This is a genomic window from Streptomyces sp. NPDC127190, from assembly GCF_042672505.1.
Lineage (GTDB): Bacteria > Actinomycetota > Actinomycetes > Streptomycetales > Streptomycetaceae > Streptomyces.
Genome location: NZ_JBHXVE010000010.1, coordinates 201,572 through 226,469 on the forward strand (window position 1 = coordinate 201,572; position 24,898 = coordinate 226,469).

Genomic DNA, 24,898 nt, shown 5'->3' on the forward strand with positions numbered 1-24,898 from the left:
GGGGAAGTGGCTCATTCGTGCTGGTCCAGGGGTAGGGCCTGGAAGGGCCTGGGGAGGGCACCACCATGCGATCTGTTCGCATGCGGATTCTCGTGACGCTGCTCGTGCTCGCGGCCGTGGGAATCGGCGGCTGGCAGCTGCTGCCGTCGCAGGAGGACAAGAACAAGACGATCACGGTCGGTACGACGGACGCCGTCACGGACCTGGACCCGGCCGGCGCGTACGACGCGGGTTCCTGGGCCCTCTTCAGCAACGTCTTCCAGACGCTGCTCACGTTCGAGCCGGGTGGCGTGGAGCCGGTCCCGGACGCGGCGCAGAGCTGCTCCTTCGTGGGCAGCGGCTCGAAGACGTACCAGTGCACGCTCCGCGACGGCATCACCTTCCCGAGCGGCCGGGCGATGACCGCCGAGGACGTGAAGTACTCCTTCGACCGGGTCAAGAAGATCAACTCCGATGTCGGCCCGGCCTCCCTCTTCGGCACCCTCGGCTCGGTCACCGTCGACGGCACCAGGAAGGTGACCTTCCACCTGTCGACCCCGGACGCCACCTGGCCGCTGAAGGTGGCCACCGGCGCCGGTGCGATCGTGGACAAGGACAAGTACCCGGCGAACGCCCTGCGCAAGGGCACCTCGGTCGACGGCACCGGCCCCTACACGCTGACCTCGTACACCAAGGGCGCGAAGGCCGACCTCGACCCCAACCCCCGCTACAAGGGCTACCTCAGCGGGACCGGACGCCCGGTCGAGCTGCGCTACTACACCGACTCCGACCAGCTGAACAACGCCTGGAAGTCCCGGCAGATCGACGTGGCCAGCCGCACCCTGCCGCCGGGCGTGCTGTCCCGGCTGAACCCCAGCGACCCGAACAGCCGCATCACCGAGTCGGACAGCTCCGAGACCCGCAACCTGTACCTCAACACCCGCGCCCGCTCCCCGCTGCACGACCCCCGGGTACGGCAGGCGCTGGCCTGGCTGGTCAACCGCGAACAGCTGGCCGCCACCGTGTACCAGGGCACCGTCGATCCGCTCTACTCGCTGATCCCGACCGGCATCACCGGCCACACCACCTCGTTCTTCGACGCGTACCCGACGCAGAACGTGCAGAAGGCGCGGGCGCTGCTCACCGAGGCCGGGGTCTCCCTGCCCGTCCGCTTCACCTTCGGCTACGGCCGCAACCGGGGCGCCGGCGAGCAGGAGGCGGCGACGCTGAAGAAGCAGCTGGAGGCGGGCGGTCTGTTCCAGGTGGACGTCAAGGGCTACGAGTGGACCGACTTCCAGAAGCGCTGGGCGGCCGGGCAGATGGACGCCTGGGCGGTCGGCTGGGTGGCCGACTACCCCGACCCGGACACCTTCGGCTCCGCGCTCGTCGGCACCGGCTCCACCATGAGCACCGGCTACAGCAACAAGGCGGTCGACCGTCTCATCCAGGACAGCCAGCAGTACACCGACCGCTCCCGGGCCGCGAAGGACTTCCGGGACATCCAGGCCGACGTGGCCCGGGACGTGCCGCTGATCCCGCTGTGGCAGCGCAAGGAGTACGTGGTCAGCACCGAGGACGTGGGCGGCGGCCAGTACCTGGACGACGGCACGGGCGTGTTCCGCCTGTGGCGCCTCCAGTGGATCTGACCGGTCCGCTCACCGGCCCGGATCCGGCAGCGCCCTCGTCATGCCCGGCAGGAAGTCCGTGAACAGCTCGTGGACCTCCAGGACCAGGGGGCGCAGCACCCGGAACCGGGCCAGGGAGACGCCGCGCGCGGTCAGCCGGGCCCCGCGCCGCGCCAGCCGGTAGCTGCGCTCGCGCCCCGGCGTCCGATCGAAGATCCAGTACAGGATCAGCCCCATCTGGGACAGCCACATCAACTCCGGCAGCACCTCCCGGAGTTCGGGCGCCACCTTCGTCTTCGAGCCGGCCAGCACCTCCCGGTGCACGCTGATCGCCTGCTCCCGGGCGTGCTCGCTCTCCGGTGAGAAGGGGCTGAGCGGGCTGTCCGGGTCGGCGGCGTTCTTGAAGAACTGCACCGCGAACTCGTGGTACGGCCGCGCGATGTCCAGCCACGTGGTCAGCACGCCCGCGAGCCGCGCCTCCAGGTCGGTCTCCCGGGCCAGGACCTCCCTCACCGCCTGCTGGTGCTCGGCGGCGATCCGGTCGTAGAACCCCTGGATCAGGTGTTCCTTGCCCTCGAAGTAGTAGTAGGCGTTGCCTACCGAGACCCCGGCCTCCTGGGCGATGGCCCGCATGGTCGTCTTGTCGTACCCGCGCTCCTGGAACATCCGCATCGCGGTCTCCAGGATCAGCGCGCGGGTCTGCTCGGACTTGCTGCTGGGGGAGCCGGCCGCCTCGGGGCCGTCGTACTTCACGGGCACGATGCAGAGCCTAACGAGTGACGCGGGCGCCCTCGGACCAGGTCGGCCGCCGGCCCGGCCCGCTCAGCTCGCCACCAGGCGGCCGCTGCGGCCCAGCTCCGGGCGCTTGGTGTAGTCCGTGAACCCGATGACGTTGCCCCACGGGTCGGCGATCTCCACGGTCCAGCCGGTGGCCACCGGGAAGGGCCCGTCGAGCGGTGCGATGCCCGCGGCCGCCAGGGAGCGGGCCGCCGTACGGGCGTCCGCCACCTCGATCCACACCCGTGGCGAGGGCCAGGGCGGCGGCCGGTGTCCCAGCACCTCCTCGTGCCGCAGCAGGATGCCGGGCGTCTCGCCGCCGACCTTCAGCAGCGCGATGCCCGCCTCGTCGAAACGGAAGGCCACCGCGAACCCGGCGCGCTCGTAGAAGCCGACGGCCGCGCCGAGGTCCCCGACGGGCAGCAGGACGTTGTCGAATCCGAGCGGTTCGTACGACTGGTCGTCTGACATACCGTCAGAATAGGCGCCGGAGCGGCCGCGACCCGTGATTTCACATGCTGCTGAGCGAACGGGCGTAGTTGACCTGGCCCATGACCATCTGGAAGGTCTCCGGACCGGTGGCCGGGATCATGGTCTGGTGGTGCCGGCCGCCGCTGGTCACGGTGACCTGGACGTAGCCGGTGGTCTTCTTCTCCTTCATCAGCAGGAAGAGCAGGCCGAGCAGGCAGAAGATGAAGAAGATGATCGCCAGCACGATGGCGTGCGACGGGATCTTCTCCTCGGTGTGCGACATGTCGGTGGCGTTCCACACCGCACCGCGCAGCGGCATGGTGCCGGCCGGGGTGACGATCTGATCGCCCGTCACCGTGATGTCCCCGATGGCCACCAGCGGTGCGCCGCCCATCGGCGCCGGAGCCCCCTGCTGCTGGGGGAAGCCCGGCCCCGGCACCTCGGGGTACCCGGCCGCGTCGTAGGCCGGGGCGGGATGGGGGTAGCCGTAACCGGGCTGCGCGGGCGGTGTCGGCGGCTGCGCGGGCGGCTGCCCCGGACCCCATCCACCGCCGCCGTTCTGGTACGGATTCTGCTCGGACATGCTGCTGCCCCCCGATGACGAAGATGCCGTGTGTGTGGGTACTGCCGACGAGGGGCCGTCCCCCCGGTCACCGGGAGAACGGCCCCTCGCATTGTGCCAGGCGTCGGCTCAGTAGCGCCGGGTGATCAGCGCCCTCTTCACTTCCTGGATCGCCTTCGTGACCTCGATACCGCGCGGGCAGGCGTCCGTGCAGTTGAAGGTCGTGCGGCAGCGCCACACGCCGTCGCGGTCGTTGAGGATCTCCAGCCGCTGCTCGCCCGCCTCGTCACGGCTGTCGAAGATGAAGCGGTGGGCGTTCACGATGGCGGCCGGACCGAAGTACTGGCCGTCGTTCCAGAACACCGGGCAGGACGAGGTGCACGCCGCGCACAGGATGCACTTCGTGGTGTCGTCGAAGCGCGCCCGGTCCTCCGGCGACTGGAGACGCTCGCGCGTCGGCTCGTTCGTGTCCTTGGTGACCAGGAACGGCATGACGTCCCGGTACGCCTGGAAGAACGGCTCCATGTCGACGATCAGGTCCTTCAGGACCGTCAGGCCCTTGATGGGCTCGACCGTGATCGGCTTCTCGGGGTTGATGTCCTTGATCAGCGTCTTGCAGGCGAGGCGGTTCCTGCCGTTGATCCGCATCGCGTCCGAGCCGCAGATGCCGTGCGCGCACGACCGACGGAAGGTGAGGGTGCCGTCGAGCTCCCACTTGATCTTGTGGAGGCCGTCGAGGACCCGCTCCTTGGGGTCGATCTCCACCTGGAAGTCTTCCCACACGGCCTCCGCCGCGACCTCCGGGTTGAACCGGCGGATCCGGAAGGTGACCGTGATGTACGGGGAGGCCGCGGACTCCGCCTCGACCTTGTCCAGAACAGGGGTAGCCATCAGTACTTACGCTCCATCGGCTGGTAGCGGGTCTGGACGACCGGCTTGTAGTCGAGACGGATGGATTCGGCCCCGTCGGCGCCGACCTCGCGGTACGCCATGGTGTGGCGCATGAAGTTGACGTCGTCGCGGTTCGGGTAGTCCTCGCGGTAGTGACCGCCGCGGGACTCCTTGCGGGCCAGCGCCGAGACGCACATGACCTCGGCCAGGTCCAGCAGGTTGCCCAGCTCGATGGCCTCCAGCAGGTCGGTGTTGAACCGCTTGCCCTTGTCCTGGATCGCCACGTTCCGGTAGCGCTCCCGCAGCTCGCCGATCTTCTCGACGGCCGCTTTGATCGTCTGCTCGGTGCGGAACACCATGACGTTGGCGTCCATGCAGTCCTGGAGCTCACGGCGCAGGGTGGCCACCCGCTCGGTGCCGGTGGAGTTGCGCAGCCGCTCGATCTGCTCGACGACCAGGGACTCCGGGTTCTCCGGCAGCTCCACGTAGTCGTTCTTGGCCGAGTACTCGGCGGCGGCGATGCCCGCGCGGCGGCCGAACACGTTGATGTCCAGCAGCGAGTTGGTGCCGAGGCGGTTGGCGCCGTGCACGGAGACACAGGCGACCTCGCCGGCCGCGTACAGGCCCGGGACCACCGTGGTGTTGTCCGCCAGGACCTCACCCTCGACGTTGGTCGGGATGCCGCCCATGGCGTAGTGCGCGGTCGGCTGGATCGGGATCGGGTCCGTGTACGGCTCGATACCGAGGTAGGTCCGCGCGAACTCGGTGATGTCCGGGAGCTTGGCGTCCAGCTGCTCCGGCGGCAGGTGGGTCAGGTCCAGGTAGACGTGGTCGCCCTCGGGACCGCAGCCGCGGCCCTCGCGGATCTCCGTGTAGATGGCGCGGGAGACGACGTCACGGGACGCGAGGTCCTTCATGACCGGCGCGTACTTCTCCATGAAGCGCTCGCCGTCCTTGTTGCGGAGGATGCCGCCCTCACCGCGGGCGCCCTCCGTCAGCAGGATGCCCATGCGCCAGATGCCGGTCGGGTGGAACTGGAAGAACTCCATGTCCTCCAGCGGCAGCCCGCGCCGGTACACGGCGGCCTGGCCGTCACCGGTCAGGGTGTGCGCGTTGGAGGTCACCCGGAAGAACTTGCCGCAGCCGCCGGAGGCGTAGATGACGGCCTTCGCCTGGAAGATGTGGATCTCGCCGGTGGCCAGCTCGTACGCCACCACACCGGCCGACCTCTTGACGCCGTCGACCTCGGTGATCAGCTGGTCCAGGACGTAGAACTCGTTGAAGAACTCCACGCCCTCCTTGACGCAGTTCTGGTACAGCGTCTGGAGGATCATGTGGCCGGTGCGGTCGGCCGCGTAGCAGGCGCGGCGCACCGGCGCCTCGCCGTGGCTGCGGCTGTGACCGCCGAAGCGGCGCTGGTCGATGGCGCCGTCCGGGGTCCGGTTGAACGGCAGGCCCATCTTCTCCAGGTCGAGGACGGCGTCGATGGCCTCCTTCGCCAGGATCTCGGCGGCGTCCTGGTCGACCAGGTAGTCACCGCCCTTGACCGTGTCGAAGGTGTGCCACTCCCAGTTGTCGTCCTCCACGTTGGCGAGCGCGGCGGCCATGCCGCCCTGCGCGGCGCCCGTGTGGGAGCGGGTGGGGTAGAGCTTGGTCAGGACCGCGGTGCGGCTGCGCTTGGTCGCCTCGATGGCGGCGCGCATGCCCGCGCCGCCGGCGCCGACGATGACGGTGTCGTACTTGTGGATCTTCATGTTTCTCGCAGCCCCGTGCCTAGCGGATGTTCGGGTCGAAGGTGAAGATCACCAGCGTGCCGAGCAGGATGGTGAACACCGTGGCGGTGTAGAGCAGGGCCTTCAGCCACATACGGCTGGCCGCCCGCTCCGCGTAGTCGTTGATGACCGTGCGCAGGCCGTTGGCGCCGTGCAGCATCGCCAGCCACAGCATCAGCAGGTCCCAGACCTGCCAGAACGGGGACGCCCAGCGGCCGGCCACGAAGGCGAAGCCGACCTTGGAGACGCCGCCGTCCAGCACGAGCTGGATCAGCAGGTGGCCGAGGACCAGGACGACCAGCACGATGCCGGACAGGCGCATGAAGAGCCAGGCCGCCATCTCGAAGTTGCCCCGGGTGGAACGCGGGGTCTTCTTGGTGCGCTTGCGCGGCGCCTCGATGAGCGGGGCCGGGTTGTCGACGGTGTAGACGGGGGCACCCTCGACGGGGCCGACTCCGGACGCGGTGGATTCAGTGGTGGCCATGGATCTCAGCTCCCGAACAGAACACGAGCGGCGTGGCCGAGGACCGGGTAGATCGCGCCGATCATCAGCACGAGCCAGACCCCGACGACGCTCCAGAGCATCTGCTTCTGGTAGCGGGGGCCCTTCGACCAGAAGTCGACGGCGATGACGCGCAGGCCGTTGAGGGCGTGGAAGAGGATGGCGGCGACGAGGCCGTACTCCAGGCACGCGACGATCGGCGTCTTGTAGGTGGCTACGACCTTGTCGTAGTCCTCGGGGCTGACACGGACGAGAGCGGTGTCCAGCACGTGGACGAACAGGAAGAAGAAAATGAGGACGCCGGTGACTCGATGAGCCACCCAGGACCACATTCCTTCCCGGCCGCGGTACAGCGTTCCAGCCGGCACGGAAGAACCCTCCGGGAGCGGGGACTAGGGCCGCGCCGGCTTCTCTGTCGGTCGGGCCCGGCCGGGTACGGTCCACCGGCCCTCAGCATCGTATCCAGGCCAACCTGTGTCGCTTACAGGGGGCCTACTTGTGTGATCGAACTGGCACCGGATGGATGATCGGCCGTACGGCGGACGGCCCGCTCAGATGCCGGATGCGGGTGCCTTTGGGCTGGTCATGCTCCTTCGCGCGGCCCCCAGGGCCGCGGTCAGCCGGCTTCGCGCCAGACGCCTGAGTTCCTCCGCCGTCGTCACCCGTTCGTCCTCCGGATCGTTTGTCAATCGTGACCGGATCCCTTCGAGGATGTGATCGAGGGTTTCGTCCGGGTGGACGTCACCCAGGTAGATGACGAACGCATGGCCGAATTTGCACTCGTACGCGGCATTCGCGGCGCTCAGCGCCATATGGGCCGCGGAGTAGGTGTCCGCCGGCAGCTCGGGGAGCGACTCGCCGGCCAGCGCCTCGGCCAGGTCGGCCGGGGAGAGGTCGTACGCCGCCTCGTCCGCCGCGGCCAGCAGCGCGGCCAGGTCCGGATAGGGGCGGTGCTCGGTCACCCGGTCGGACCAGCGCAGGCTGCGCAGGCAGCACAGGAGCAGGGCGCGGGCCTCGTCCGCCGGGGCCGCGTTGAAGGCGGCCAGGGGCGTGGGGAGGTGAGGGAGCGGGTGGCCGGGCAGCGTAGGTCCTCGCGTCACGGGTGATGTGGCAGGGGATCTTGTGAAAGGTGTGTCGTCAGGCTATCGAGAGTGGTCACGGTGTGTCCGTGCGATGCCTGAATTTCACCCGGACGGAAGAGTTTCGGAGCGCCTGGGTGACGGGTGTGGCGCCGTTCGGTCGTACGTTGGCAGGGTGACCCAGCACAGGCGCCGGGGACCGGCGCAGCAAGTGATACGGAAGCGCGCGGTGGTGGCGGCGGCGTTCGTCGGCACCGTGGCGCTCGGAACGGGTGTCGGGGTGTGGGCCTCGTCGGCCGGCGGCGGCGGGCACTCCGCCGACGCGGGGCGGACGGCGTCCGGCTCGGACGGCGGACGCCTCGGCGTGTCGCCCGGTACGGCCTCCGGTACGGCCCCGCCCCCGGCCGGTGTGACGCCTCGGCCCAGCCGGTCCTATCCGCTGTCGCAGACGCCGCGCACCATACCCGCGGTCCGCTCCCACACCCCGGCGCGCGGGCCCGGCTGGCAGCCCCGCACGGGCGACCGGGTGGTGGTGGGGGACGGCGCCCTGGCCGACGAGGGCCGGCTGATCGCCGGGGAGCTGGGGCTGACGTACGCGGGGGAGCGGGACGACGTACGGGCGGGCGATGTGCGGCTGGCGCTGGGGGGCGGGGGCGGGAACCAGGAGTCGTACACCATGACCGTGCGCGGCGGGCGGGTCGACATCAGCGGGCCCGGCGAGGCCGGCGTCTTCTACGGCACCCGCACCCTGAAGCAGGAGGTCCACGGCGGCGGTACGGCCCCGGAGGGGGTGGTCCGGGACGCGCCCGCCAAGCCGGTGCGCGGGTTCATGCTGGACATCGCCCGCAAGCCGTTCAGCGAGGCCTGGATCGAGGACCGGATACGCGAGCTGGGGGACCTGAAGTTCAACGAGCTGGGCCTGCACTTCTCCGACGACCAGGCCTTCCGGATCGAGTCCACCAGCCACCCCGAGATCGTCTCGCCGGTCCATCTGACCAAGGCGCAGGTCCGCCGGATCGTGGCGCTGGCGGACAGCCGGCACATCACCGTCGTCCCGGAGATCGACTCGCCCGGGCATCTGGGCGCCGTGCTCGCCGCCCACCCGGACCTCCAGCTGCGCAACGCGAGCGGGATCGCCACCAAGGGCGCGATCGACATCTCCAAGCCCGCCTCCGCGAAGCTCGTCGACGATCTGCTGAACGAGTACGCGGGCCTGTTCACCGGCGGCCAGTGGCACCTCGGCGGCGACGAGTACCAGGCGCTGACCGTGCGGAACCCGCAGACGTCGTATCCGCAGCTGGCCGCCGCCGCCCGGGCCGCCTACGGCTCCGGCGGCACGGTCGCCGACCTCGCCACCGGCTGGCTGAACGCCCGCGCCGCCACCGTCCGCGCCCACGCCAAGACCGCACGGGCCTGGAACGACGGCTTCTACCGCGGCACCTCCGTGCAGCCCGCGGGCGATCTCCAGGTCGCCTACTGGACCGGCAAGGAGATCGGCGCCCGCCCGCCGCTGGACTATCTGAGTGCGGGCCGCACGGTGCTCAACTACAACGACGAGTTCCTCTACTACGTCCTCGGGCAGCCGCAGACCTTCGTCTATCCGACCGGACAGCGGATCTACCAGCAGTGGAACCCGCGCGTGCTGCGCGGCACGGCCGCCGTGCCGGCGCGCTACGACGGCCGGATCGCCGGCGGCTCCTTCGCCGTGTGGTGCGACTTCCCGAACGCGCAGACGGAGGCGCAGGTCGCGGCCGGGATCCGGATGCCGCTGCGGGCCACCGTGCAGAAGCTGTGGGACCCGGGCACCCCCGCGCTGTCCTGGGCGGCCTTCACGGCGCTGGCCGGCCGGCTGGGCTGAGGGGCGCGGTGCGAACCGGCCGGGCCGAGGGACGCGGCGGGGGACCCGGCCGGGCCGAGGTGGGGCGGCGGGAACCGAGTGGACGTGCCGGGGCGTCGGCCCGTATGTTCCGTTGACCGTTTTCCAAGATCGCGCGTCCGGCCGTACGACGGCCGTCCCCGCGCTTCTGCTTCATCCGGGGGATCTCCACATGACCTCGCCCATGCCCGCCGCCCCGCCCTTCACGCCCGGTGCCGTCCTGCGCTCGCCGGTGGGGCTCGGCCGGGCCGCAGCCACGCTGCTCGGTGTGGTGATCGCCGCCGACCTGTTCGCCGTCGTCGCCGACTGGATGGAGTTCAGCGTCTCCGGTGAGCTGCTGGGCGGCGCCACCGGCTCCGCCGTGATCCACCGGGCCGACCGCGCCGACACCGTGTACAACATGGCCGGCCTCTGCCAGGGGATCGCCCTGCTGGCCGCGGCCGTCGTCTATCTGTGCTGGCTGTGGCGGGTGCGGGTGAACGCCGAGGTGTTCCGCCCGGACCTGCACCGGATGCGGCGCGGCTGGACCATCGGCGGCTGGTTCTGCCCGATCGTGAACCTGTGGTTCCCGCGCCGGATCGTCGAGGACGCCTGGGACGCCAGCCTGCCGCTGGGCTCGCGGACCGGACGCGCGCCGGTCACCGCCTGGTGGACCCTGTGGATCAGCACGATGCTCCTCGGCCGGGTCGCGTACACCGTCTACTCCCGCGCCGACGACCCGACCACCCTGCGCAACGCCGCCGCGCTGATGCTGCTGTCCGACGCGGTCGACGCCGCGGCCGCCGCGCTGGCCATCGTGGTGGTCGTCCACCTCACCCGGATGCAGCACCAGAAGGCGCTGTACGGCCCGGCGCCCGCGCCCCTCTATGGCTGAAAACGATCACAGTGACACTCCCGGTCCCTTGCACGCAGTAAGGGGAAGTGCGGGCTCCGTATCGGTCGGAGCCCCGGCGAGGGAGGCTTTTCATGAGCCTGGTGGAACTGATCGCACAGGCGGACGAGCGCGCGCTGGCCGCCGGCGGGCTGGCTTGTTTTGAGCGATGTCTGCCCCTGCTCGACGGCGACGACGAGCTGCTGCGGCCGCTGTGGGGGCACCTCGCCGACGGCTCCGACTGGGCCGTGAGCCTGGACAAGGTCCGCGCCGCGCTCGGCCCGGCACCCGCCGGGGACGAGCCCGCGCTGCTGGCCCGCCGCATGCTGGACACCGCCCCGGCCGAGCGCACCGCCGACACGCTGCGCCCCTGGGCCGACGCCTGCTCGGTCGCCTCCCTGCGCATCCACCGGCTGCTCGACCCCGCCGCCGACGGCAGCGCCGGCCCGGCCGGCCCCGACGCCGGGCGCCGGGGGGACACCGCGGACCTGCCGCCGCTGGTCGCCGCCGAGCTGCGCCGTCAGACCACCGTGCTGGAGATCCTCGGCGACCACGGCCGCCAGGCCCTGCGCCGCGCCCTGGAGATCTCGGTCGAGGGCCGCCGGGTGCTGCGCGCGGTGGTCTCGCGCCGCGCGCGCAGCGAGGCCGACGCGGGGGCCTGAGCCGGGACCGGCCGGCCGGCCCGCCGCACGGGACGAACGGCGCCAAACCTCGGGCGTGAGCGGGTGCTGTGACCGTCCTGCGGCGGAGGTGGGGCGGTCCTGGGCGGGTTGCAGAAAGACGCCGATCGGCCGTGACGGATGATCCGCCACGCTCGCTCTTCCGTATGTGACCCATGTGACCCCCCAGTACGTGACTGCACAGCAGGAGACCAGACCGCATGCCGCGGCGAAGCCCGTGCGATGGGCCGCGGACGCGGTGGCGGCCATGCGCGAGGGCGCCCGGGTGCGCCTCGACTACACGGCGCAGAGCCTGTGGCGCGTGGACCGGATGATCGAGGAGATACGGCGCGAGGGCGCACCGTACGCGGCGGTCGAGACCGTGCTGCGCGGCTTCGGCGCCTACGCCGGTGAGGTGCTGGTCCGCCAGACCGGTGCCGAATGGTGGGCGACCGGCGGCGAGCACTGGGTCCGCACCCCGGACGGACGGCTCTGGGACCCCGTCGACGAGGCCCGCCGCTGCTACCGCGGCCATGGCTCGCTCCGCCTGCTGTGCCGGGACGCCACGGCCTCCACGGGGTGAGCGCAGCCACCCACAGGCAACGGCCGGGGCCGCCACCCCCCACAGGAGAGGCCCCGGCCGTCGCGCGGACGGGCCGCGCGCGGCCCGTACTCCCTTCAGCGCCATGGATGCGTTTTCTGTCACACCCCGGGCGCGCTCAGTCCCCAACGGCCCTCACTCTGCGCACATCAGCACTCGATCACGAGTTAGTTGCATCTTCTATGGACATGGACGGGGAGCGGTTTGACGCCGTAACGTGCCTTTCGCGCCGACCGAAGACAGGCGTAAGGGAGTGCGGTGCTGGGGGACGACGCGGAGCTGACCGCCGCGGTGCGTGCGGCACAGGACGGAGACGAGACCGCGTTCCGTACGGTGTACCGCGCAGTGCATCCGCGGCTGCTGGGATACGTACGCACGCTCGTCGGCGACCCGGACGCCGAGGACGTCGCGTCCGAGGCCTGGTTGCAGATCGCCCGCGACCTCGACCGGTTCAGCGGCGACGCCGACCGCTTCCGCGGCTGGGCCGCCCGGATCGCCCGCAACCGCGCCCTGGACCACATACGCATGCGCGGCCGCCGGCCCGCGATCGGCGGCGACGAGACGGAGCTGACCGGACGCGCCGCCGACTCCGACACCGCGGGCGAGGCCATCGAGGCCCTCACCACCGACCGCACCCTCTCCCTCATCGCCCGGCTCCCGCAGGACCAGGCCGAGGCGGTCGTGCTGCGCGTGGTGGTCGGCCTGGACGCCAAGACCGCCGCCGAGACGCTCGGCAAACGCGCGGGTGCCGTCCGCACCGCCGCCCATCGCGGCCTGAAGCGGCTCGCGGAGCTGCTCGGCGACGATCCGGAATCCGCGGGCGGGCTCGATGCGCTGCCACCCCAGCGAGAACCGCGCCAGGGCACGGTGACGTCCGCAACTGTGACGCATACACGCGCGCGGACGCAGAAGGACATGTGATGGCCGACGAGCAGTACAGGTGGCTGAACCGGGAGACGGCGGAACGTCTGCTGCGCGGTGAGCCGCTGGAAGCCGTCGACCCCCGCGCCCGTGACCAGGCCGAACGCCTCTCCGAGGCGCTCGGCGCGCTGTCCGCGCGGACCGTCGGCGACACCGCAGAACTGCCCGGTGAGCAGGCCGCCCTGGCCGCGTTCCGCACGGCCCGCGACAGCGCCGCGGCCGAGCCCGCCGCCACCGCCGGTACCTCCGGCCGGCGCTTCCGCGCCTTCGGCCACGGCTCCGACGCGGGCCTGGTCCGGATCGGCTTCCCGGGCCGTACCGGAATCTCCGGCCACCGCCCGCGCTGGGGCCGCCCGGTGCGCCTCGCGCTCGCCGCGGCGGTGGCCGCGAGCGCGCTCGGCGGGGTCGCCGTCGCCGCGGGCAGCGGTGTGCTGCCCGCGCCGTTCGGCCACCGGGAGCCCGCCCCCGCCGCCTCCGCCGACGGACGGCCGCTCACCTCGCCCTCCCCGACCGGCCAGGACCCGGGCACCCCGAACGGCAGCGCACCGTCCGGCGAGGCCGCCGCGCCGGACGAGACCCGTCCGTCCGCCGGCGCCGCCGGCCGGTGGAGCGGGGCCGGTCCGGCCTGCCGGGACCTCCGGGACGGCAAGGACCTGGACACCGGCCGCAAGCACGCCCTGGAAAAGCTGGCGGGCGGCTCCAACCGGGTGAGGTCGTACTGCAAGGTCGTCCTGGGCAGCGGCTCGGGCGGCTCGGGCGGCTCGGGCGGTTCCGGTGACGCGGGCGGCTGGGGCGGTTCCGGCGCGGCGAGCGGCGGCAAGGGCGGCTCCGGCCAGGGGCAGGACCAGGGCGCCAAGGGCAACGGCAAGGGCCAGGACAAGGGCAACGGCAACGGCCAGGGCAAGGACAAGGGCAAGGGCGAGCAGGACGGCGGCGGCCAGGGCGACGGCGACTCCCACCCCGGCCACGGCACCGGCCACCCCGGCCACGGCGGCACCCACCCCGGTCACAGCAGCGGTCACCCCGGCCACGGCTCGGTCAAGGGCAACGGCCATGCGGCCGGTTCCGGCGGCACGGGCGGCACGGGCGGCGGCGCCGGCAAGGGCCCGCACCCGAAGAACACCCCCGGGGCGACGGGCGCCGCGCAGCCCAAGGCGGCCGCCACCACCTCCCCGCCCACCCCAAACCCCCGCTGACCTGCGGTTTTCCCTGCCCCGGAAATTCGCGAAAAATTTCTTGGCGCCAGGTGTGACGTTTCCGGGGCCTTGTACGCAGTACTGAGTGAGCCGACTGGTCATCGGCCGTAGCACTGAGCCGGGGTTCCCCCCGTACCCGTGGCTCGTGCGCATGGCGCGGGCGGGACACGTTCCCCCGGTCCCGCCCGCGCCCCGAATCCCTCACCAGGAGACGACGACCTTGTCGCCCACCCGCACCTGCGCGAAGAGCCGGGCGATCGCCGTCTCGTCCCGGACGTTCACGCAGCCGTGCGAGCCGCCCGCGTAACCGCGCGCCGCGAAGTCGTACGAGTAGTGCACCGCCTCGCCCCCGCTGAAGAACATCGCGTACGGCATCGGCGAGTGATAGAGCGTCGACACATGGTTGCGTGACTTCCAGTAGATGTGGAACACACCCTCGCGGGTCGGGGTGTACTGCACGCCGAAGCGCACGGCCATGGTCGACACGGTCCGTCCGTCGATCATCCAGCGCAGCGTCCGGCTGGTCTTGCTGATGCACAGCACCCGCCCGGTCAGACAGCGCGGGTCGGGCGCCGCGGCCGGCTGGCCGCCCATCAGGTACAGCTCCCACTTCCCCGGCGCATGCGTCATCGCCAGCAGCCGCTGCCAGGTCGCGGTGTCCGTCATGCCGGTCCGCGGCAGCCCCCGCTTGCCCTGGAAGCCGCTGACCGCCCGCTCGGTCAGATCGTCGTACGACCCCGTCGGCCCGTCGAACAGCCAGTCCAGCTGGCGCAGCCGCGCCTGGAGCTCGCGCACGCCCGGCCCGCTGTCGCCGCGCCGCCACAGCACGGCGGGGGACGGCGTCTCCGCCCGCGCGCCGGGCGGGGCCTGGGACCGGGTCCGGGCGGGTACCGGTCCGCCGGGTCTGCCGTCGGTGCCCGCGGGCTGGACGGTGCAGCCGACGAGAGCAGTGAGGGCGGTGAGGGCGGTGAGGGTGACGGCACGGGCTCGTACGGCGGCGGGGCCGCCCGGCAGCTTCATGCCGAGGATGCTTCCCCGCGTGACCGCCGCCGAACGAGCGGGCATGGTGAGAAGTGACGGACGTACTGCCGTACCGCGGAGGCGAGGCATCCATGGCGCGTGAGTCGGAGTCGGGGCTGCCGATCGAGCCGGTCTACGGCCCGTCGGCGCTGGACGGCTGGGACCCGGCCGTCAGTCTGGGCGAACCGGGCGGCTACCCCTTCACCCGGGGCGTGTACCCGACGATGTACACCGGCCGCCCCTGGACCATGCGCCAGTACGCCGGTTTCGGCACCGCGGCCGAGTCCAACGCCCGCTACCGGCAGCTGATCGAGCACGGCACGACCGGGCTGTCGGTCGCCTTCGACCTGCCCACCCAGATGGGCCACGACTCCGACGCGCCCCTCGCGCACGGCGAGGTCGGCAAGGTCGGCGTGGCGATCGACTCGATCGAGGACATGCGCGTCCTCTTCGACGGCATCCCGCTGGGCCAGGTCTCGACGTCGATGACGATCAACGCCCCGGCGGCCCTGCTGCTCCTGCTCTACCAGCTGGTGGCGGAGGAGCAGGGCGTCCCGGCGGACCGGCTGACCGGGACGATCCAGAACGACGTCCTGAAGGAGTACATCGCGCGCGGGACGTACATCTTCCCGCCGAAGCCGTCCCTGCGGCTGACCGCGGACATCTTCCGCTACTGCACCGCCGAGATCCCGAAGTGGAACACGATCTCGATCTCCGGCTACCACATGGCCGAGGCGGGCGCCTCGCCCGTGCAGGAGATCGCCTTCACGCTCGCCGACGGCATCGAGTACGTGCGGACGGCGGTCGCGGCCGGGATGGACGTCGACGACTTCGCCCCCCGCCTGTCCTTCTTCTTCGTGGCCCGTACGACGCTGCTGGAGGAGGTCGCGAAGTTCCGCGCGGCGCGGCGGATCTGGGCGCGGGTGATGCGGGAGGAGTTCGGCGCGCGGAACCCGAAGTCGCTGATGCTGCGCTTCCACACCCAGACGGCCGGGGTGCAGCTGACCGCCCAGCAGCCGGAGGTGAACCTGGTCCGGGTCGCCGTACAGGCCCTCGCGGCGGTGTTCGGCGGCACCCAGTCCCTGCACACCAACTCCTTCGACGAGGCCATCGCGCTGCCGACCGACAAGTCGGCCCGGCTGGCGCTGCGGACGCAGCAGGTGCTGGCGTACGAGACGGACGTACCGGCGACGGTGGACCCGTTCGCCGGCTCGTACGCGGTGGAGCGGATGACGGACGAGGTGGAGGAGGCGGCCGTCGCCCTCATGCGCAGGGTGGAGGAGTTCGGCGGGGCGGTGGCGGCGATCGAGCGGGGCTTCCAGAAGGCCGAGATCGAGCGGAACGCCTACCGGATCGCCCAGGAGACGGACTCCGGCGAGCGGGTGGTCGTGGGCGTCAACCGCTTCCAGCTGGACGCGGAGGAGCCGTACGAGCCACTCCGCGTCGACCCGGCGATCGAGGCCCGGCAGACCGAGCGGCTGCGCCGGCTCCGCGCGGAGCGGGACCAGGGCGCGGTGGACTCGGCCCTGGCCGCCCTGAAGAAGGCGGCGGAGGGCGAGGACAACGTCCTCTACCCGATGAAGGAAGCCCTGCGCGCACGGGCGACGGTGGGAGAGGTGTGCGGCGCGCTCCGCGAGGTGTGGGGCGCTTATGTGCCGTCGGACGCGTTCTGATCCGGGCGGATACCCCGTAGGGGCGGGTGCGGCCGTTCAGAGGCCGACGCCGGGGAGGTAGGACTCCAGGCCCGCCGTCGTGTCGCCCGTCCAGGCGATGTAGCCGTCCGGGCGGATCAGGAAGACTCCGGGGCCGTAGCCGGCGGGGGCTGCGGGCAGTGCGCGGATGTCCGGGCGCGGGGCGGGGGCGCCCAGGAGGGTCCAGTGCGGGCCGCGGAAGGTGTCGAAGAGGCGGACGCCGTTCACCGTGCCGTCGGGGGCACGGTCGCCCGCCTGGACGCCGGTCGGGTGCTTGCGGGTCTCCGCGCTCAGGGACGACGTCCGGTATCCCACGTCGAGCTGGACCGTGGCCCGGCCCCGGCGCACCTCTCCGCGGTGCACGCCCGTCGACAGCTCCAGCATCGCGGCCGCGTTCGCCCGGCGTTCCTCCTCGTAGGTGTCGAGCAGTGCCTCCGGCGCCCCGTCGCGCAGCACCGCGCCCAGTTTCCAGCCGAGGTTGTAGGCGTCCTGCACGCTGGTGTTGAGCCCCTGGCCGCCGGCCGGGGAGTGGATGTGCGCGGCGTCGCCGGCCAGCAGGACCCGGCCCACCCGGAAGCGGTCGGCCAGGGCCGCGCGAGGCCGGAACTCCGAGGCCCAGTGCACCTCGGCCAGGTCCCCGGCGTCCAGGTGGGTGCCGGTGGCGACCAGCCTGCGCAGTCCGTCGAGGGAGAGGTCCACCGCCTCGTCCTCCGCCAGGCGCGCCTGGAGCTGGAACCGGTCCGTGCCGGCCAGCGGGCACAGGCCGACGACGGTCCCCTCGTCCCCCGGGAACACATGCCAGTGCTCCCGGTCCAGGCCGCGGATCCGCACGTCCGCCACCAGGAACGGCGCCGGGTCCACCGTCTCCCCGGTCATGCCGACGCCCACGGCGCGCCGGATGGCCGAGCGGCCGCCGTCGGCCGCGACGACATACCGCGCGCCGAGGGTCGTACCGTCGGCGAGGTCGACCCGCACCCCGTGCGCGTCCTGCTCCACGCCCGTCACCTCGTGGCCGAAGGCGACCTTCCCGCCCGTCTCCAGCAGCCGCGCGTACAGCACCTCCTGGGTCCGCCACTGCGCGATCGACCAGGGTTCGGGGTACGGCGTGCCCTCGTCCGGCGCGATCCGGTCGAACATCGGGCTGGTGTCGGCCGGTGCGCCGTCCCGCCAGATCAGCCGCGGCGGCACCGGACCGCCCGCCGCGCGGATCCCGGCCAGCACGCCCAGGTCGTCGAAGACCTCCAGGGTGCGCGGCTGGAGGCCCTTGCCGCGTGAGCCGGGGAACAGGCCGTCGGCCCGCTCCAGCACCAGCGCGTCCACTCCGCGCCGCGCCAGGTCGATACCGAGGGTGAGACCGGTCGGCCCCGCGCCGACAATCACGACATCCATCCCAGCTCTCCTTAACGTCGTTAAGTTCCGTCGCTCGCAAGGATGTCCTTAACGCTGTTAAAGTGTCAAGGGTGAGCCCCGAGAAACGCGCCCCCCTGGACCGCCGCCGGGTCGCGGACACCGCGCTGCACCTGCTGAACGAGGTCGGCCTGGACGGCCTGACCCTGCGCGCCATCGCCCAGCGGCTGGACGTCAAAGCGCCCGCCCTGTACTGGCACTTCAAGGACAAGCAGGCGCTGCTGGACGAGATGGCGACGGAGATGTACCGGCGGATGGTCGCCGGAACCGTGCATCACCCGGACGACACCTGGCAGGAGCGGCTGCGCAAGGTCAACCGCGGGCTGCGCGCCGCACTGCTCGGCTACCGCGACGGCGCCAAGGTGTTCAGCGGCTCACGCTTCACCGGCACCGACCACGCCTCCGAGCTGGAGGCCAACCTGCGGTTCCTCACCGGTGCGGGCTTCACCCTGGCCCAGGCCGTCCAGGCGGCCCGCGCCGCACACCTGTACACCCTCGGCTTCGTCACCGAGGAGCAGGGCATGCGGCCCCGCCCGGACGAACCCCGGCAGGGGTACGACATCGTCGAGGAGCGGGCCCGCCGGCTCGCCGACTACCCGCTCGCGGCCGAGGCCGGAAAGGTGCTCTTCGACGACTACGACCGCCAGTTCGAGGAAGGACTGGCGGTCGTGATCGCGGGAGTGGAGGCGCGCTACGGCATCGGCTGAGCGCGGGCCGGCGACGGTTTCAGCGCCCGCTTCAGCCGCGGCCCGAACGGCCTCTCCACCAGCCGGTGGATCAGCCAGGCCAGCACCAGCATGGCCACCACCGTCAGGGCGAGCGTCGGCCACGGCGGCAGCCCCAGGCCCCGGTGCAGCACCCGGATGACGAACCAGCCCAGGTGCTCGTGGACCAGGTAGAACGGGTACGTCAGCGCGCCCGCCGTGACCAGCCAGCGCCAGGAGGCCCACTGGGTCCAGCCCAGCGCCACGGCGGCGACGGCGGCGAAGGCGAGAGTGACGACGAGCATCACGACGTACGGATCGCGGTGCGGATGCGGGCCCCACAGCCCGCGCGTGGCCTCGCTCTGCGCCAGCAGCCAGGACATCGCGACGATGCCCCAGGCGAGCAGGTCGCTGCCGAAGCGGTGGATCAGATACAGGGCCAGCCCGCCGGTGAAGTAGGGCGCGTACTCGGGCATGACCAGCTGGTTCAGCAGGTCGTTGCCGGAGCCGTGGCACAGCACCGCCGCCGCCGTCCACACGCAGGCGAACAGCACCACCCGGCGGTAGGTCACCCCGCGCACCACGACGAGCAGGGCGAACAGCACGTAGAAGCGCACCTCGACCCAGAGGGTCCAGCACACGCCGAGGACCCGGGTCGCGCCCATCGGCTGCTGGAGCATCGTCAGGTTCACCAGGAACTCGTCCGGCCGCACCGGGTGGACGACGACGGGCAGCGCCGCGGCCGCGCCGGTGACCAGCACCAGGGCCACCCAGTAGGCGGGGTACAGGCGCGCGACCCGGGAGCGGAAGAAGTCGCCCAGAGTGCGGCCCCAGCTGCTCATGCAGATCACGAAGCCGCTGATGACGAAGAAGAACTGCACCCCGAAGCAGCCGTACACGGCCACCCGGTACAGGGTGGGGAAGATGTGCCGCGGGTCCCCGTGCCAGGACCCGGCGACCGTGCCGCCGCGACCGGCGTAGTGGTAGAAGCAGACCAGCAGCGCGGCCACCAGCCGCAGACCGTCCAGGGCGAACAGCCGGCCCCGGCGACCCGTCGCGAGGACCCGGCCGCCGTCCGGCCGGGGTATGACAGGCCCCGCCTCGGCGGCAAGCCCGGGAGAGGGAGCGGGCATATACGGATTCTTCCTTCCTGCGTGCCTGCCACGGACGTCCTGCGTGCCCGCCGCGAACCGACCCGGCGCCCGGGCACGGCATCCGACCCGGATGCCGTCAACCGCGTGCGCCGCGGCGCAGGCTGCGGGCCTTGCGGGCCACGCGGCGGACTGTTGCGTTGCGGGGGATGAAGGCCAGTTGCGCCGGGACCCCGCCGGGCAGGGCCAGTGCGGACAGACGCCGTCGCTTGAAGTAGCGCGCGGTGTGCGCGTCCAGGTTCCGGGCCAGCCAGCCCTCGGCCTCCGGGCGCAGCCCCGGCAGGATCTTCGGCTGCATCGCGAAGCCCACCGCGCGCACCAGCCCGCTCAGCGCCTCCACGGTCATGCCGCGGCGCTGCTCGGTGACGGCGGCCGCGTCGGTCAGCTCCGGCAGCAGCGCGTCCACGATGGTGACCGGGACCCGGTTGCTGTTCTCGTACGGCGTCAGCCCCTCCAGCAGCAGCTCGGTGCCGACCCGGGCGACCGGAAGGCCGTACAGGGCCTGCGCCGTGAGCAGCGCGGTGGAGAAGCAGCCGACGACCAGCGCGGGACGCATCCGCTGGTACAGCACCTCGGCCAGCACCGGGGTGTTGAGCACGGTCAGCTCGGCGTCCAGCCGCTCCGCCTCCTGCTCCAGGGAGCGGGTGTAGCGGGCCGGGGCCGAGGGGTGCGGCTTGAACACCACCCTCCGGTGGCCGAGCCGGACCGCGCCGCGCAGCATCCGCACATGCAGCGCCTCCTCCTGCTCGGCGGTGAGGATGTCCAGCGCGGACAGGTACTGCCCCAGCAGCAGCGCCGGTTCGTCGATGTCCGGCAACTCAGCGGTTTCCTGGGCGAGTTCGGCGAGCACCTTGGTGAAGGCCGGGCTCGGCAGCAGCTCGCCGGGCACCCCGAACTCGGTGAGCAGCAGCGGCTCCAGACCCGGCACCAGGTCCAGGTGCAGCACCCGGTCCACCCGGGTACCGACCAGCGGGTCGATCTTGTTGCGGGTCGGGCCGTAACTCATCAGTCCGTCGGCGTACACCGTGACCGGGGCGCCGGTGAAGATCTGGGCGAGCGCCAGGGACGGGTTGACCTGGATCGACTCGACCGCCAACTCCACGTCGTCGGAGCCGAGTTGCCACTCGTGGCGCAGATAGCGCTCCCAGAGCGGCAGGTCGTCCGCGCGGGGTGCCCAGCCGCCCGGGTGGAAGGGGAAGATCGCCGCGTTGTACGAGACGACGTCGTCGAAGCGGTCCCGCAGCCGTTCGAAGCCGGGTGCCCGGTCCAGCGCCGGGGTGATCTCCGGTGCGGCCGCGTTGTTGCAGACCAGCAGGATCCGCCGGTCGGCCGGGCGGAAGCAGCCGGAGTCCAGTGCGGCGGCGAGCGTGGCCGTGCCGTACAGCGTCGACGCCTGGAAGATCTGGGTGGTCACGCGGCGGCCCCCGCGGCGGCGGGACGGCGGCGCAGCCGGCGCAGCCGGGAGGCGCGCTGGATGTCCATCGAGTCCAGTGCCTCGTCCAGCACGTCCTGCGGCATGCGCCGCAGCGCGGCGGCACTCAGGGATTTCAGTTTCTTCGCCACCGCGGGCTCGAACCTTTCGATGGTTCCCAGATGATGGGAAATGATGGCGCAATAGGTGCGGACGGCCTTCGGCAACAACCGTGCGGCCTCCCGGTCCAGGGCGGTTTCCGCGATGACCTGATCGAACGCCCGAATGAAATCGAGTTGCCGCACATCGCCGATCTGGGTGAGCGAGGACGCGACCCCGCGCCGGTAGAACACCCCGAGCAGGCTCACCACGGCGAAGGACTCGGCCTCCCGGTGCAGCTTCCAGATCCACGGCCGGTCCTCGGCCGTGCGCAGCCCGTCGGTGAAGTGCAGCAGTCCCCGCTCCAGCAGCCGGCGGTGGTAGACGCCCGCCCAGGCGTACGGGTAGTCCACGGACGTGGACCGGTCGGCGGGCAGTATCGCCTCGCGCGGGTCCAGCACCACGTTCCGCCGGCCGACCGGCACCCGCACCACACTGCGCGCCCGCGCCGTGCACTGCACATGGTCGGTGCGCAGGAAGTCGCAGCCCAGCTCGTCCATCGCGGCGACCAGCCGGGGAAAGTAGCCGGGGGCGAGCCAGTCGTCGCCGTCCAGGAAGGTCAGATACTCGCCGCGCGCCCGGTCGATCCCGGTGTTGCGCGCGGTCGCCAGCCCGCCGTTCTTCTCGTGCCGGACCAGCACGGCCCCCGGCAGCTCGCGCTCCGCGCGCGCGAGAATCTCTGGTGTCCCGTCGCGGGAACAGTCGTCGACGAGAATGAATTCGAAGTCCTCACGCGCGTTCGCACCCAGACTGGTGAGGGTGTCGGGCGCGTATTGCTGCACGTTGTAGAACGGCACGATGACGGAGAGCTTGACCACGTCAGGGACGTTAGGGGGAAGCCCGTCATTCGTCTTGACGCTTCGCTTGATACCGGGTGAACGACACGTGGCGAAGCTGTGAACCGGGCTTTTTCAGGGGGAGTTCCCGGCCCGATTCGCCATTCGGCGGTGTGCTGTTAACCGTTTGTTGCATTCCGGTTGGGCGGAACCTCGGAATGCCTTCCTAGCGTCTTCGGCGTGCCAGCAAGTGCAACGAAGTCCCTGCGGGTCGCCGTTCTCGCGGACTCCGACACCCGGTGGAAGTGGGGGGCGCTCACCGCGCAGCGCCTCACTCCGGCGGCTGCCGGGGTCCGGCTCGACGGCTACCTCCTGCGGGGGCGCGCCACACCGACCCCCCGCCAGCTTCAGGAAGTCGGCGTCCGGGCGGACTCCCTGAGCGAGGTCACCGGCGTCGAGTTCCTGCGTGCGATGACCGCCGAGCCGTACGACATCCTCGTCCTCGCCCTGGTCGGCGGCGGTGTGCAGGCGATGCTGCACGGGCTGCGCAACGCCTGGGGCACGGGCCCGCGTCCGGTGGTGGTCACCGGATACGTCGGCGTCGTCTACGAGAAGCTCGCCGACGGGCTGCTGCTGCGGCACGGCGCCGATCTCGTCCTCGCCAACTCCCGCCATGACGCGGACCGGTTCCGGGCCGTGTACGAGGGGGTGGGGGCCGACGCCTCCGCGGTGACCGAGGTCGCGCTGCCCTTCCTCGGCGGAGCGCCGTACACCGGTGAACACGACCCCTACACGGTGGTGTTCGCGGCCCAGCCGTCCGTCCCCGACAACCGACGGGACCGCACCTATCTGCTGGACCGGCTCGTCGAGCACGCCCGCCGCCACCCCGAGCGCGAGGTGCTGCTCAAACTGCGCTCCAAGCCCGGGGAACACACCACCCACATCGAGGAGCTGCCGTACCAGAAGCTGGTCCAGGGCAAGGAGCTGCCCGCCAACTTCCGCCTGGTGTACGGCCACATGGGCGAAGTCCTGGACCGCACCGACCTGCTGGTGACGGTCAGCTCCACGGCCGCGCTGGAGGCCCTGCACCGCCGTATCCCCACGGTCGTCCTGACCGACCTCGGGGTGCGCGAGGTGCTCGGCAACCACCACTTCACCGGCTCCGGCTGCCTCGCCTCCTGGGACCAGCTCGACGCCGGACACCGGCCGGTGCCGGACGAGGAGTGGGTGGCCCGGCAGGGCGTGGCCGCCGACGGCGGCTACGAGACGGCCTTCGACACGGCCCGCGCCCGCATCGCCGAGCTGCTGGACCGCCCCGGCGGGCTGCCGCCCCTCACCCCCTACTACACCCCCCGCACCGCCCCCGGCTATCTGCCCGGCATCCTCGCCCGGCACCACCTCGGCCCCGACGGCGCCCCGCTGCCCGGCGCGCCCGCCGCCGACAAGGCGCCCGGACCGGTCCGGCAGATCGTCCGCCGGGCCGCGCGCGGCGCCTACCGCCACGGTGTGCAGCGCGTGGCCCCCGTGATCCGCCGCATGGGCGAGCTGTGAACCCCCAAGGAGTGGAAACCGTGTCCGAGACAGCAGTCGGCGTGCGCCGCATCCTCGCGGTGATCCCCGCCCGGGGCGGCTCCAAGGGAGTGCCCGCCAAGAACCTGGCCCCCATCGGCGGCGTCCCCCTGGTCGCCCGCGCGGTCCGCGAGTGCCTGGCCACCCGGCTGGTCACGGACGTGGTCGTCTCCACCGACGACCGGGCCATCGCCAACGCGGCCCGCGAGGCGGGCGCCGAGGTCGTACTGCGCCCCGCCGCCATCGCCGGTGACACCGCCACCTCCGAGGCGGCCGTACTGCACGCGATGGACGCCCACGAGGCCCTGCACGGCGCCGCCGTCGACGTCGTCGTACTCGTCCAGTGCACCAGCCCCTTCCTCGTCCGCGAGGACGTCGACGGCGTCGCCGGCGCGGTCGCCGAGCAGGGCGCCGACACCGCCGTCACCGTCGCCCCCTTCCACGGCTTCGTGTGGCGCCACTCCGACGAGACGGCCGAGGGCGGCTTCGGCGTCAACCACGACAAGTCCTTCCGGCCCCGCCGCCAGGACCGCCCCCAGGACTTCCTGGAGACCGGCGCCGCCTACGCGATGGACGCGGCCGGCTTCCGCAAGCACCAGCACCGCTTCTTCGGCCGTACGGAACTCGTCCGCACCGACCCCGCCCGGGTCCTGGAGATCGACGACCCGCACGACCTCGCCCGCGCCCGCGCGCTCGCCCCGCTCTTCGACGCGGACCGCCCGGGCGCCCTCCCCACCTACGACGACATCGACGCCGTCGTCCTCGACTTCGACGGCACCCAGACCGACGACCGGGTGCTGATCGACTCCGAGGGACGGGAGTTCGTCTCCGTCCACCGCGGCGACGGACTCGGCATCGCGGCCCTGCGCAAGAGCGGCCTGAAGATGCTGATCCTGTCCACGGAACAGAACCCGGTGGTCGCCGCCCGCGCCCGGAAGCTGAAGCTCCCGGTGCTGCACGGCATCGACCGCAAGGACCTCGCCCTCAAGCAGTGGTGCGAGGAGCAGGGCATCGCGCCGGAGCGCGTGCTCTACGTCGGCAACGACGTCAACGACCTCCCGTGCTTCGCCCTCGTCGGCTGGCCCGTGGCGGTCGCGAGCGCCCACGACGTCGTACGCGGCGCCGCACGCGCGGTCACCACCGTCCCCGGCGGTGACGGCGCGATCCGAGAGATCGCCAGCTGGATCCTCGGCCCCTCTCTCGATTCCCTCCCCGAGTAAGGACACCC

The 24,898-nt window shown here is 71.9% G+C and carries 24 protein-coding genes; 11 read left to right on the forward strand and 13 right to left on the reverse strand.

Translation table 11 applies throughout. The features are described from left to right. The first annotated feature begins 80 nt into the window (after window positions 1-80). Window positions 81-1,625 (forward strand): ABC transporter substrate-binding protein, encoded by a 1,545-nt coding sequence (locus ACFVIU_RS18065; RefSeq protein WP_385843493.1) that lies wholly within the window; start codon window positions 81-83, stop codon window positions 1,623-1,625. Window positions 1,626-1,634: 9 nt separating this feature from the next. On the opposite strand, the gene ACFVIU_RS18070 is transcribed toward ACFVIU_RS18065, so the two are convergent. The 8 genes from ACFVIU_RS18070 to ACFVIU_RS18105 all read right to left on the reverse strand — a co-directional run bounded on the left by ACFVIU_RS18070 (window position 1,635) and on the right by ACFVIU_RS18105 (window position 7,679). Continuing rightward, window positions 1,635-2,363 carry a TetR/AcrR family transcriptional regulator gene (locus tag ACFVIU_RS18070; RefSeq protein WP_385843494.1) on the reverse strand — a complete coding sequence of 243 codons (729 nt, stop codon included), beginning with the start codon at window positions 2,361-2,363 and terminating at the stop codon, window positions 1,635-1,637. 63 nt (window positions 2,364-2,426) lie between these two features. Beyond that, window positions 2,427-2,852 (reverse strand): VOC family protein, encoded by a 426-nt coding sequence (locus tag ACFVIU_RS18075; RefSeq protein ID WP_385843496.1) that lies wholly within the window; start codon window positions 2,850-2,852, stop codon window positions 2,427-2,429. Between the two features lie 40 nt (window positions 2,853-2,892). After that, the gene (locus ACFVIU_RS18080) at window positions 2,893-3,435 is read right to left on the reverse strand and encodes a hypothetical protein (protein WP_385843498.1); all 543 of its coding nucleotides are present in this window, start codon (window positions 3,433-3,435) and stop codon (window positions 2,893-2,895) included. Between the two features lie 108 nt (window positions 3,436-3,543). After that, window positions 3,544-4,305: a succinate dehydrogenase iron-sulfur subunit gene (locus tag ACFVIU_RS18085; protein ID WP_385843499.1), complete on the reverse strand. Its 762-nt coding sequence runs from the start codon at window positions 4,303-4,305 to the stop codon at window positions 3,544-3,546. Continuing rightward, on the reverse strand, window positions 4,305-6,059 hold the full coding sequence (gene sdhA, locus ACFVIU_RS18090) for a succinate dehydrogenase flavoprotein subunit (RefSeq protein WP_385843501.1): 1,755 nt from the start codon (window positions 6,057-6,059) through the stop codon (window positions 4,305-4,307). Before sdhA ends, ACFVIU_RS18085 begins: the two co-directional genes overlap by 1 nt. A gap of 19 nt (window positions 6,060-6,078) precedes the next feature. Continuing rightward, window positions 6,079-6,561: a succinate dehydrogenase hydrophobic membrane anchor subunit gene (locus ACFVIU_RS18095; protein ID WP_385843502.1), complete on the reverse strand. Its 483-nt coding sequence runs from the start codon at window positions 6,559-6,561 to the stop codon at window positions 6,079-6,081. A 5-nt stretch (window positions 6,562-6,566) separates the two neighbouring features. After that, window positions 6,567-6,947 (reverse strand): succinate dehydrogenase, cytochrome b556 subunit, encoded by a 381-nt coding sequence (gene sdhC / locus ACFVIU_RS18100; protein WP_385843504.1) that lies wholly within the window; start codon window positions 6,945-6,947, stop codon window positions 6,567-6,569. Between the two features lie 183 nt (window positions 6,948-7,130). Beyond that, complete coding sequence (locus ACFVIU_RS18105; RefSeq protein ID WP_385843505.1) at window positions 7,131-7,679, reverse strand: 2-oxo-4-hydroxy-4-carboxy-5-ureidoimidazoline decarboxylase; 549 nt, start codon at window positions 7,677-7,679, stop codon at window positions 7,131-7,133. 190 nt (window positions 7,680-7,869) lie between these two features. Here ACFVIU_RS18105 and ACFVIU_RS18110 point away from each other — a divergent pair, with 190 nt between their 5' ends. The 6 genes from ACFVIU_RS18110 (at window position 7,870) to ACFVIU_RS18135 (ending at window position 13,782) form a co-directional block, all read left to right on the forward strand. Then, window positions 7,870-9,516: a glycoside hydrolase family 20 protein gene (locus ACFVIU_RS18110; protein WP_385843506.1), complete on the forward strand. Its 1,647-nt coding sequence runs from the start codon at window positions 7,870-7,872 to the stop codon at window positions 9,514-9,516. A gap of 190 nt (window positions 9,517-9,706) precedes the next feature. Continuing rightward, on the forward strand, window positions 9,707-10,408 hold the full coding sequence (locus tag ACFVIU_RS18115; RefSeq protein WP_385843508.1) for a DUF4328 domain-containing protein: 702 nt from the start codon (window positions 9,707-9,709) through the stop codon (window positions 10,406-10,408). 92 nt (window positions 10,409-10,500) lie between these two features. Then, the gene (locus ACFVIU_RS18120; RefSeq protein WP_385843509.1) at window positions 10,501-11,067 is read left to right on the forward strand and encodes a hypothetical protein; all 567 of its coding nucleotides are present in this window, start codon (window positions 10,501-10,503) and stop codon (window positions 11,065-11,067) included. A gap of 190 nt (window positions 11,068-11,257) precedes the next feature. Next, window positions 11,258-11,647, forward strand: coding sequence for a hypothetical protein (locus ACFVIU_RS18125; RefSeq protein WP_385843510.1), 390 nt, complete (start codon window positions 11,258-11,260; stop codon window positions 11,645-11,647). A 276-nt stretch (window positions 11,648-11,923) separates the two neighbouring features. Then, window positions 11,924-12,586 (forward strand): RNA polymerase sigma factor, encoded by a 663-nt coding sequence (locus ACFVIU_RS18130; RefSeq protein WP_385843511.1) that lies wholly within the window; start codon window positions 11,924-11,926, stop codon window positions 12,584-12,586. Next, complete coding sequence (locus ACFVIU_RS18135) at window positions 12,586-13,782, forward strand: hypothetical protein (protein WP_385843512.1); 1,197 nt, start codon at window positions 12,586-12,588, stop codon at window positions 13,780-13,782. Before ACFVIU_RS18130 ends, ACFVIU_RS18135 begins: the two co-directional genes overlap by 1 nt. A gap of 201 nt (window positions 13,783-13,983) precedes the next feature. Here ACFVIU_RS18135 and ACFVIU_RS18140 read toward each other — a convergent pair whose 3' ends face one another. Beyond that, on the reverse strand, window positions 13,984-14,802 hold the full coding sequence (locus ACFVIU_RS18140; protein ID WP_385843571.1) for a L,D-transpeptidase family protein: 819 nt from the start codon (window positions 14,800-14,802) through the stop codon (window positions 13,984-13,986). A 92-nt stretch (window positions 14,803-14,894) separates the two neighbouring features. Here ACFVIU_RS18140 and ACFVIU_RS18145 point away from each other — a divergent pair, with 92 nt between their 5' ends. Further along, the gene (locus ACFVIU_RS18145; protein ID WP_385843513.1) at window positions 14,895-16,475 is read left to right on the forward strand and encodes a methylmalonyl-CoA mutase; all 1,581 of its coding nucleotides are present in this window, start codon (window positions 14,895-14,897) and stop codon (window positions 16,473-16,475) included. A 36-nt stretch (window positions 16,476-16,511) separates the two neighbouring features. Here ACFVIU_RS18145 and ACFVIU_RS18150 read toward each other — a convergent pair whose 3' ends face one another. Then, window positions 16,512-17,882 (reverse strand): FAD-dependent monooxygenase, encoded by a 1,371-nt coding sequence (locus tag ACFVIU_RS18150; protein WP_385843515.1) that lies wholly within the window; start codon window positions 17,880-17,882, stop codon window positions 16,512-16,514. A 71-nt stretch (window positions 17,883-17,953) separates the two neighbouring features. On the opposite strand from ACFVIU_RS18150, the gene ACFVIU_RS18155 reads away from it, so the two are divergent. Next, complete coding sequence (locus tag ACFVIU_RS18155; RefSeq protein WP_385843516.1) at window positions 17,954-18,607, forward strand: TetR/AcrR family transcriptional regulator C-terminal domain-containing protein; 654 nt, start codon at window positions 17,954-17,956, stop codon at window positions 18,605-18,607. On the opposite strand, the gene ACFVIU_RS18160 is transcribed toward ACFVIU_RS18155, so the two are convergent. The 3 genes from ACFVIU_RS18160 to ACFVIU_RS18170 all read right to left on the reverse strand — a co-directional run bounded on the left by ACFVIU_RS18160 (window position 18,592) and on the right by ACFVIU_RS18170 (window position 22,143). Beyond that, the gene (locus tag ACFVIU_RS18160; protein ID WP_385843518.1) at window positions 18,592-19,737 is read right to left on the reverse strand and encodes an acyltransferase family protein; all 1,146 of its coding nucleotides are present in this window, start codon (window positions 19,735-19,737) and stop codon (window positions 18,592-18,594) included. The genes ACFVIU_RS18155 and ACFVIU_RS18160 overlap by 16 nt on opposite strands. A gap of 97 nt (window positions 19,738-19,834) precedes the next feature. After that, a complete protein-coding gene (locus ACFVIU_RS18165) occupies window positions 19,835-21,169 on the reverse strand; it encodes an alpha-2,8-polysialyltransferase family protein (protein WP_385843519.1) in 1,335 nt (444 codons plus the stop codon). Beyond that, on the reverse strand, window positions 21,166-22,143 hold the full coding sequence (locus ACFVIU_RS18170; RefSeq protein WP_385843521.1) for a glycosyltransferase family 2 protein: 978 nt from the start codon (window positions 22,141-22,143) through the stop codon (window positions 21,166-21,168). Before ACFVIU_RS18170 ends, ACFVIU_RS18165 begins: the two co-directional genes overlap by 4 nt. 198 nt (window positions 22,144-22,341) lie before the next feature. On the opposite strand from ACFVIU_RS18170, the gene ACFVIU_RS18175 reads away from it, so the two are divergent. Both ACFVIU_RS18175 and ACFVIU_RS18180 read left to right on the forward strand, forming a co-directional pair. Beyond that, a complete protein-coding gene (locus ACFVIU_RS18175; RefSeq protein WP_385843522.1) occupies window positions 22,342-23,652 on the forward strand; it encodes a DUF6716 putative glycosyltransferase in 1,311 nt (436 codons plus the stop codon). A gap of 20 nt (window positions 23,653-23,672) precedes the next feature. Then, on the forward strand, window positions 23,673-24,890 hold the full coding sequence (locus ACFVIU_RS18180) for a cytidylyltransferase domain-containing protein (protein ID WP_385843524.1): 1,218 nt from the start codon (window positions 23,673-23,675) through the stop codon (window positions 24,888-24,890). The last annotated feature ends 8 nt before the right edge of the window (window positions 24,891-24,898 follow it).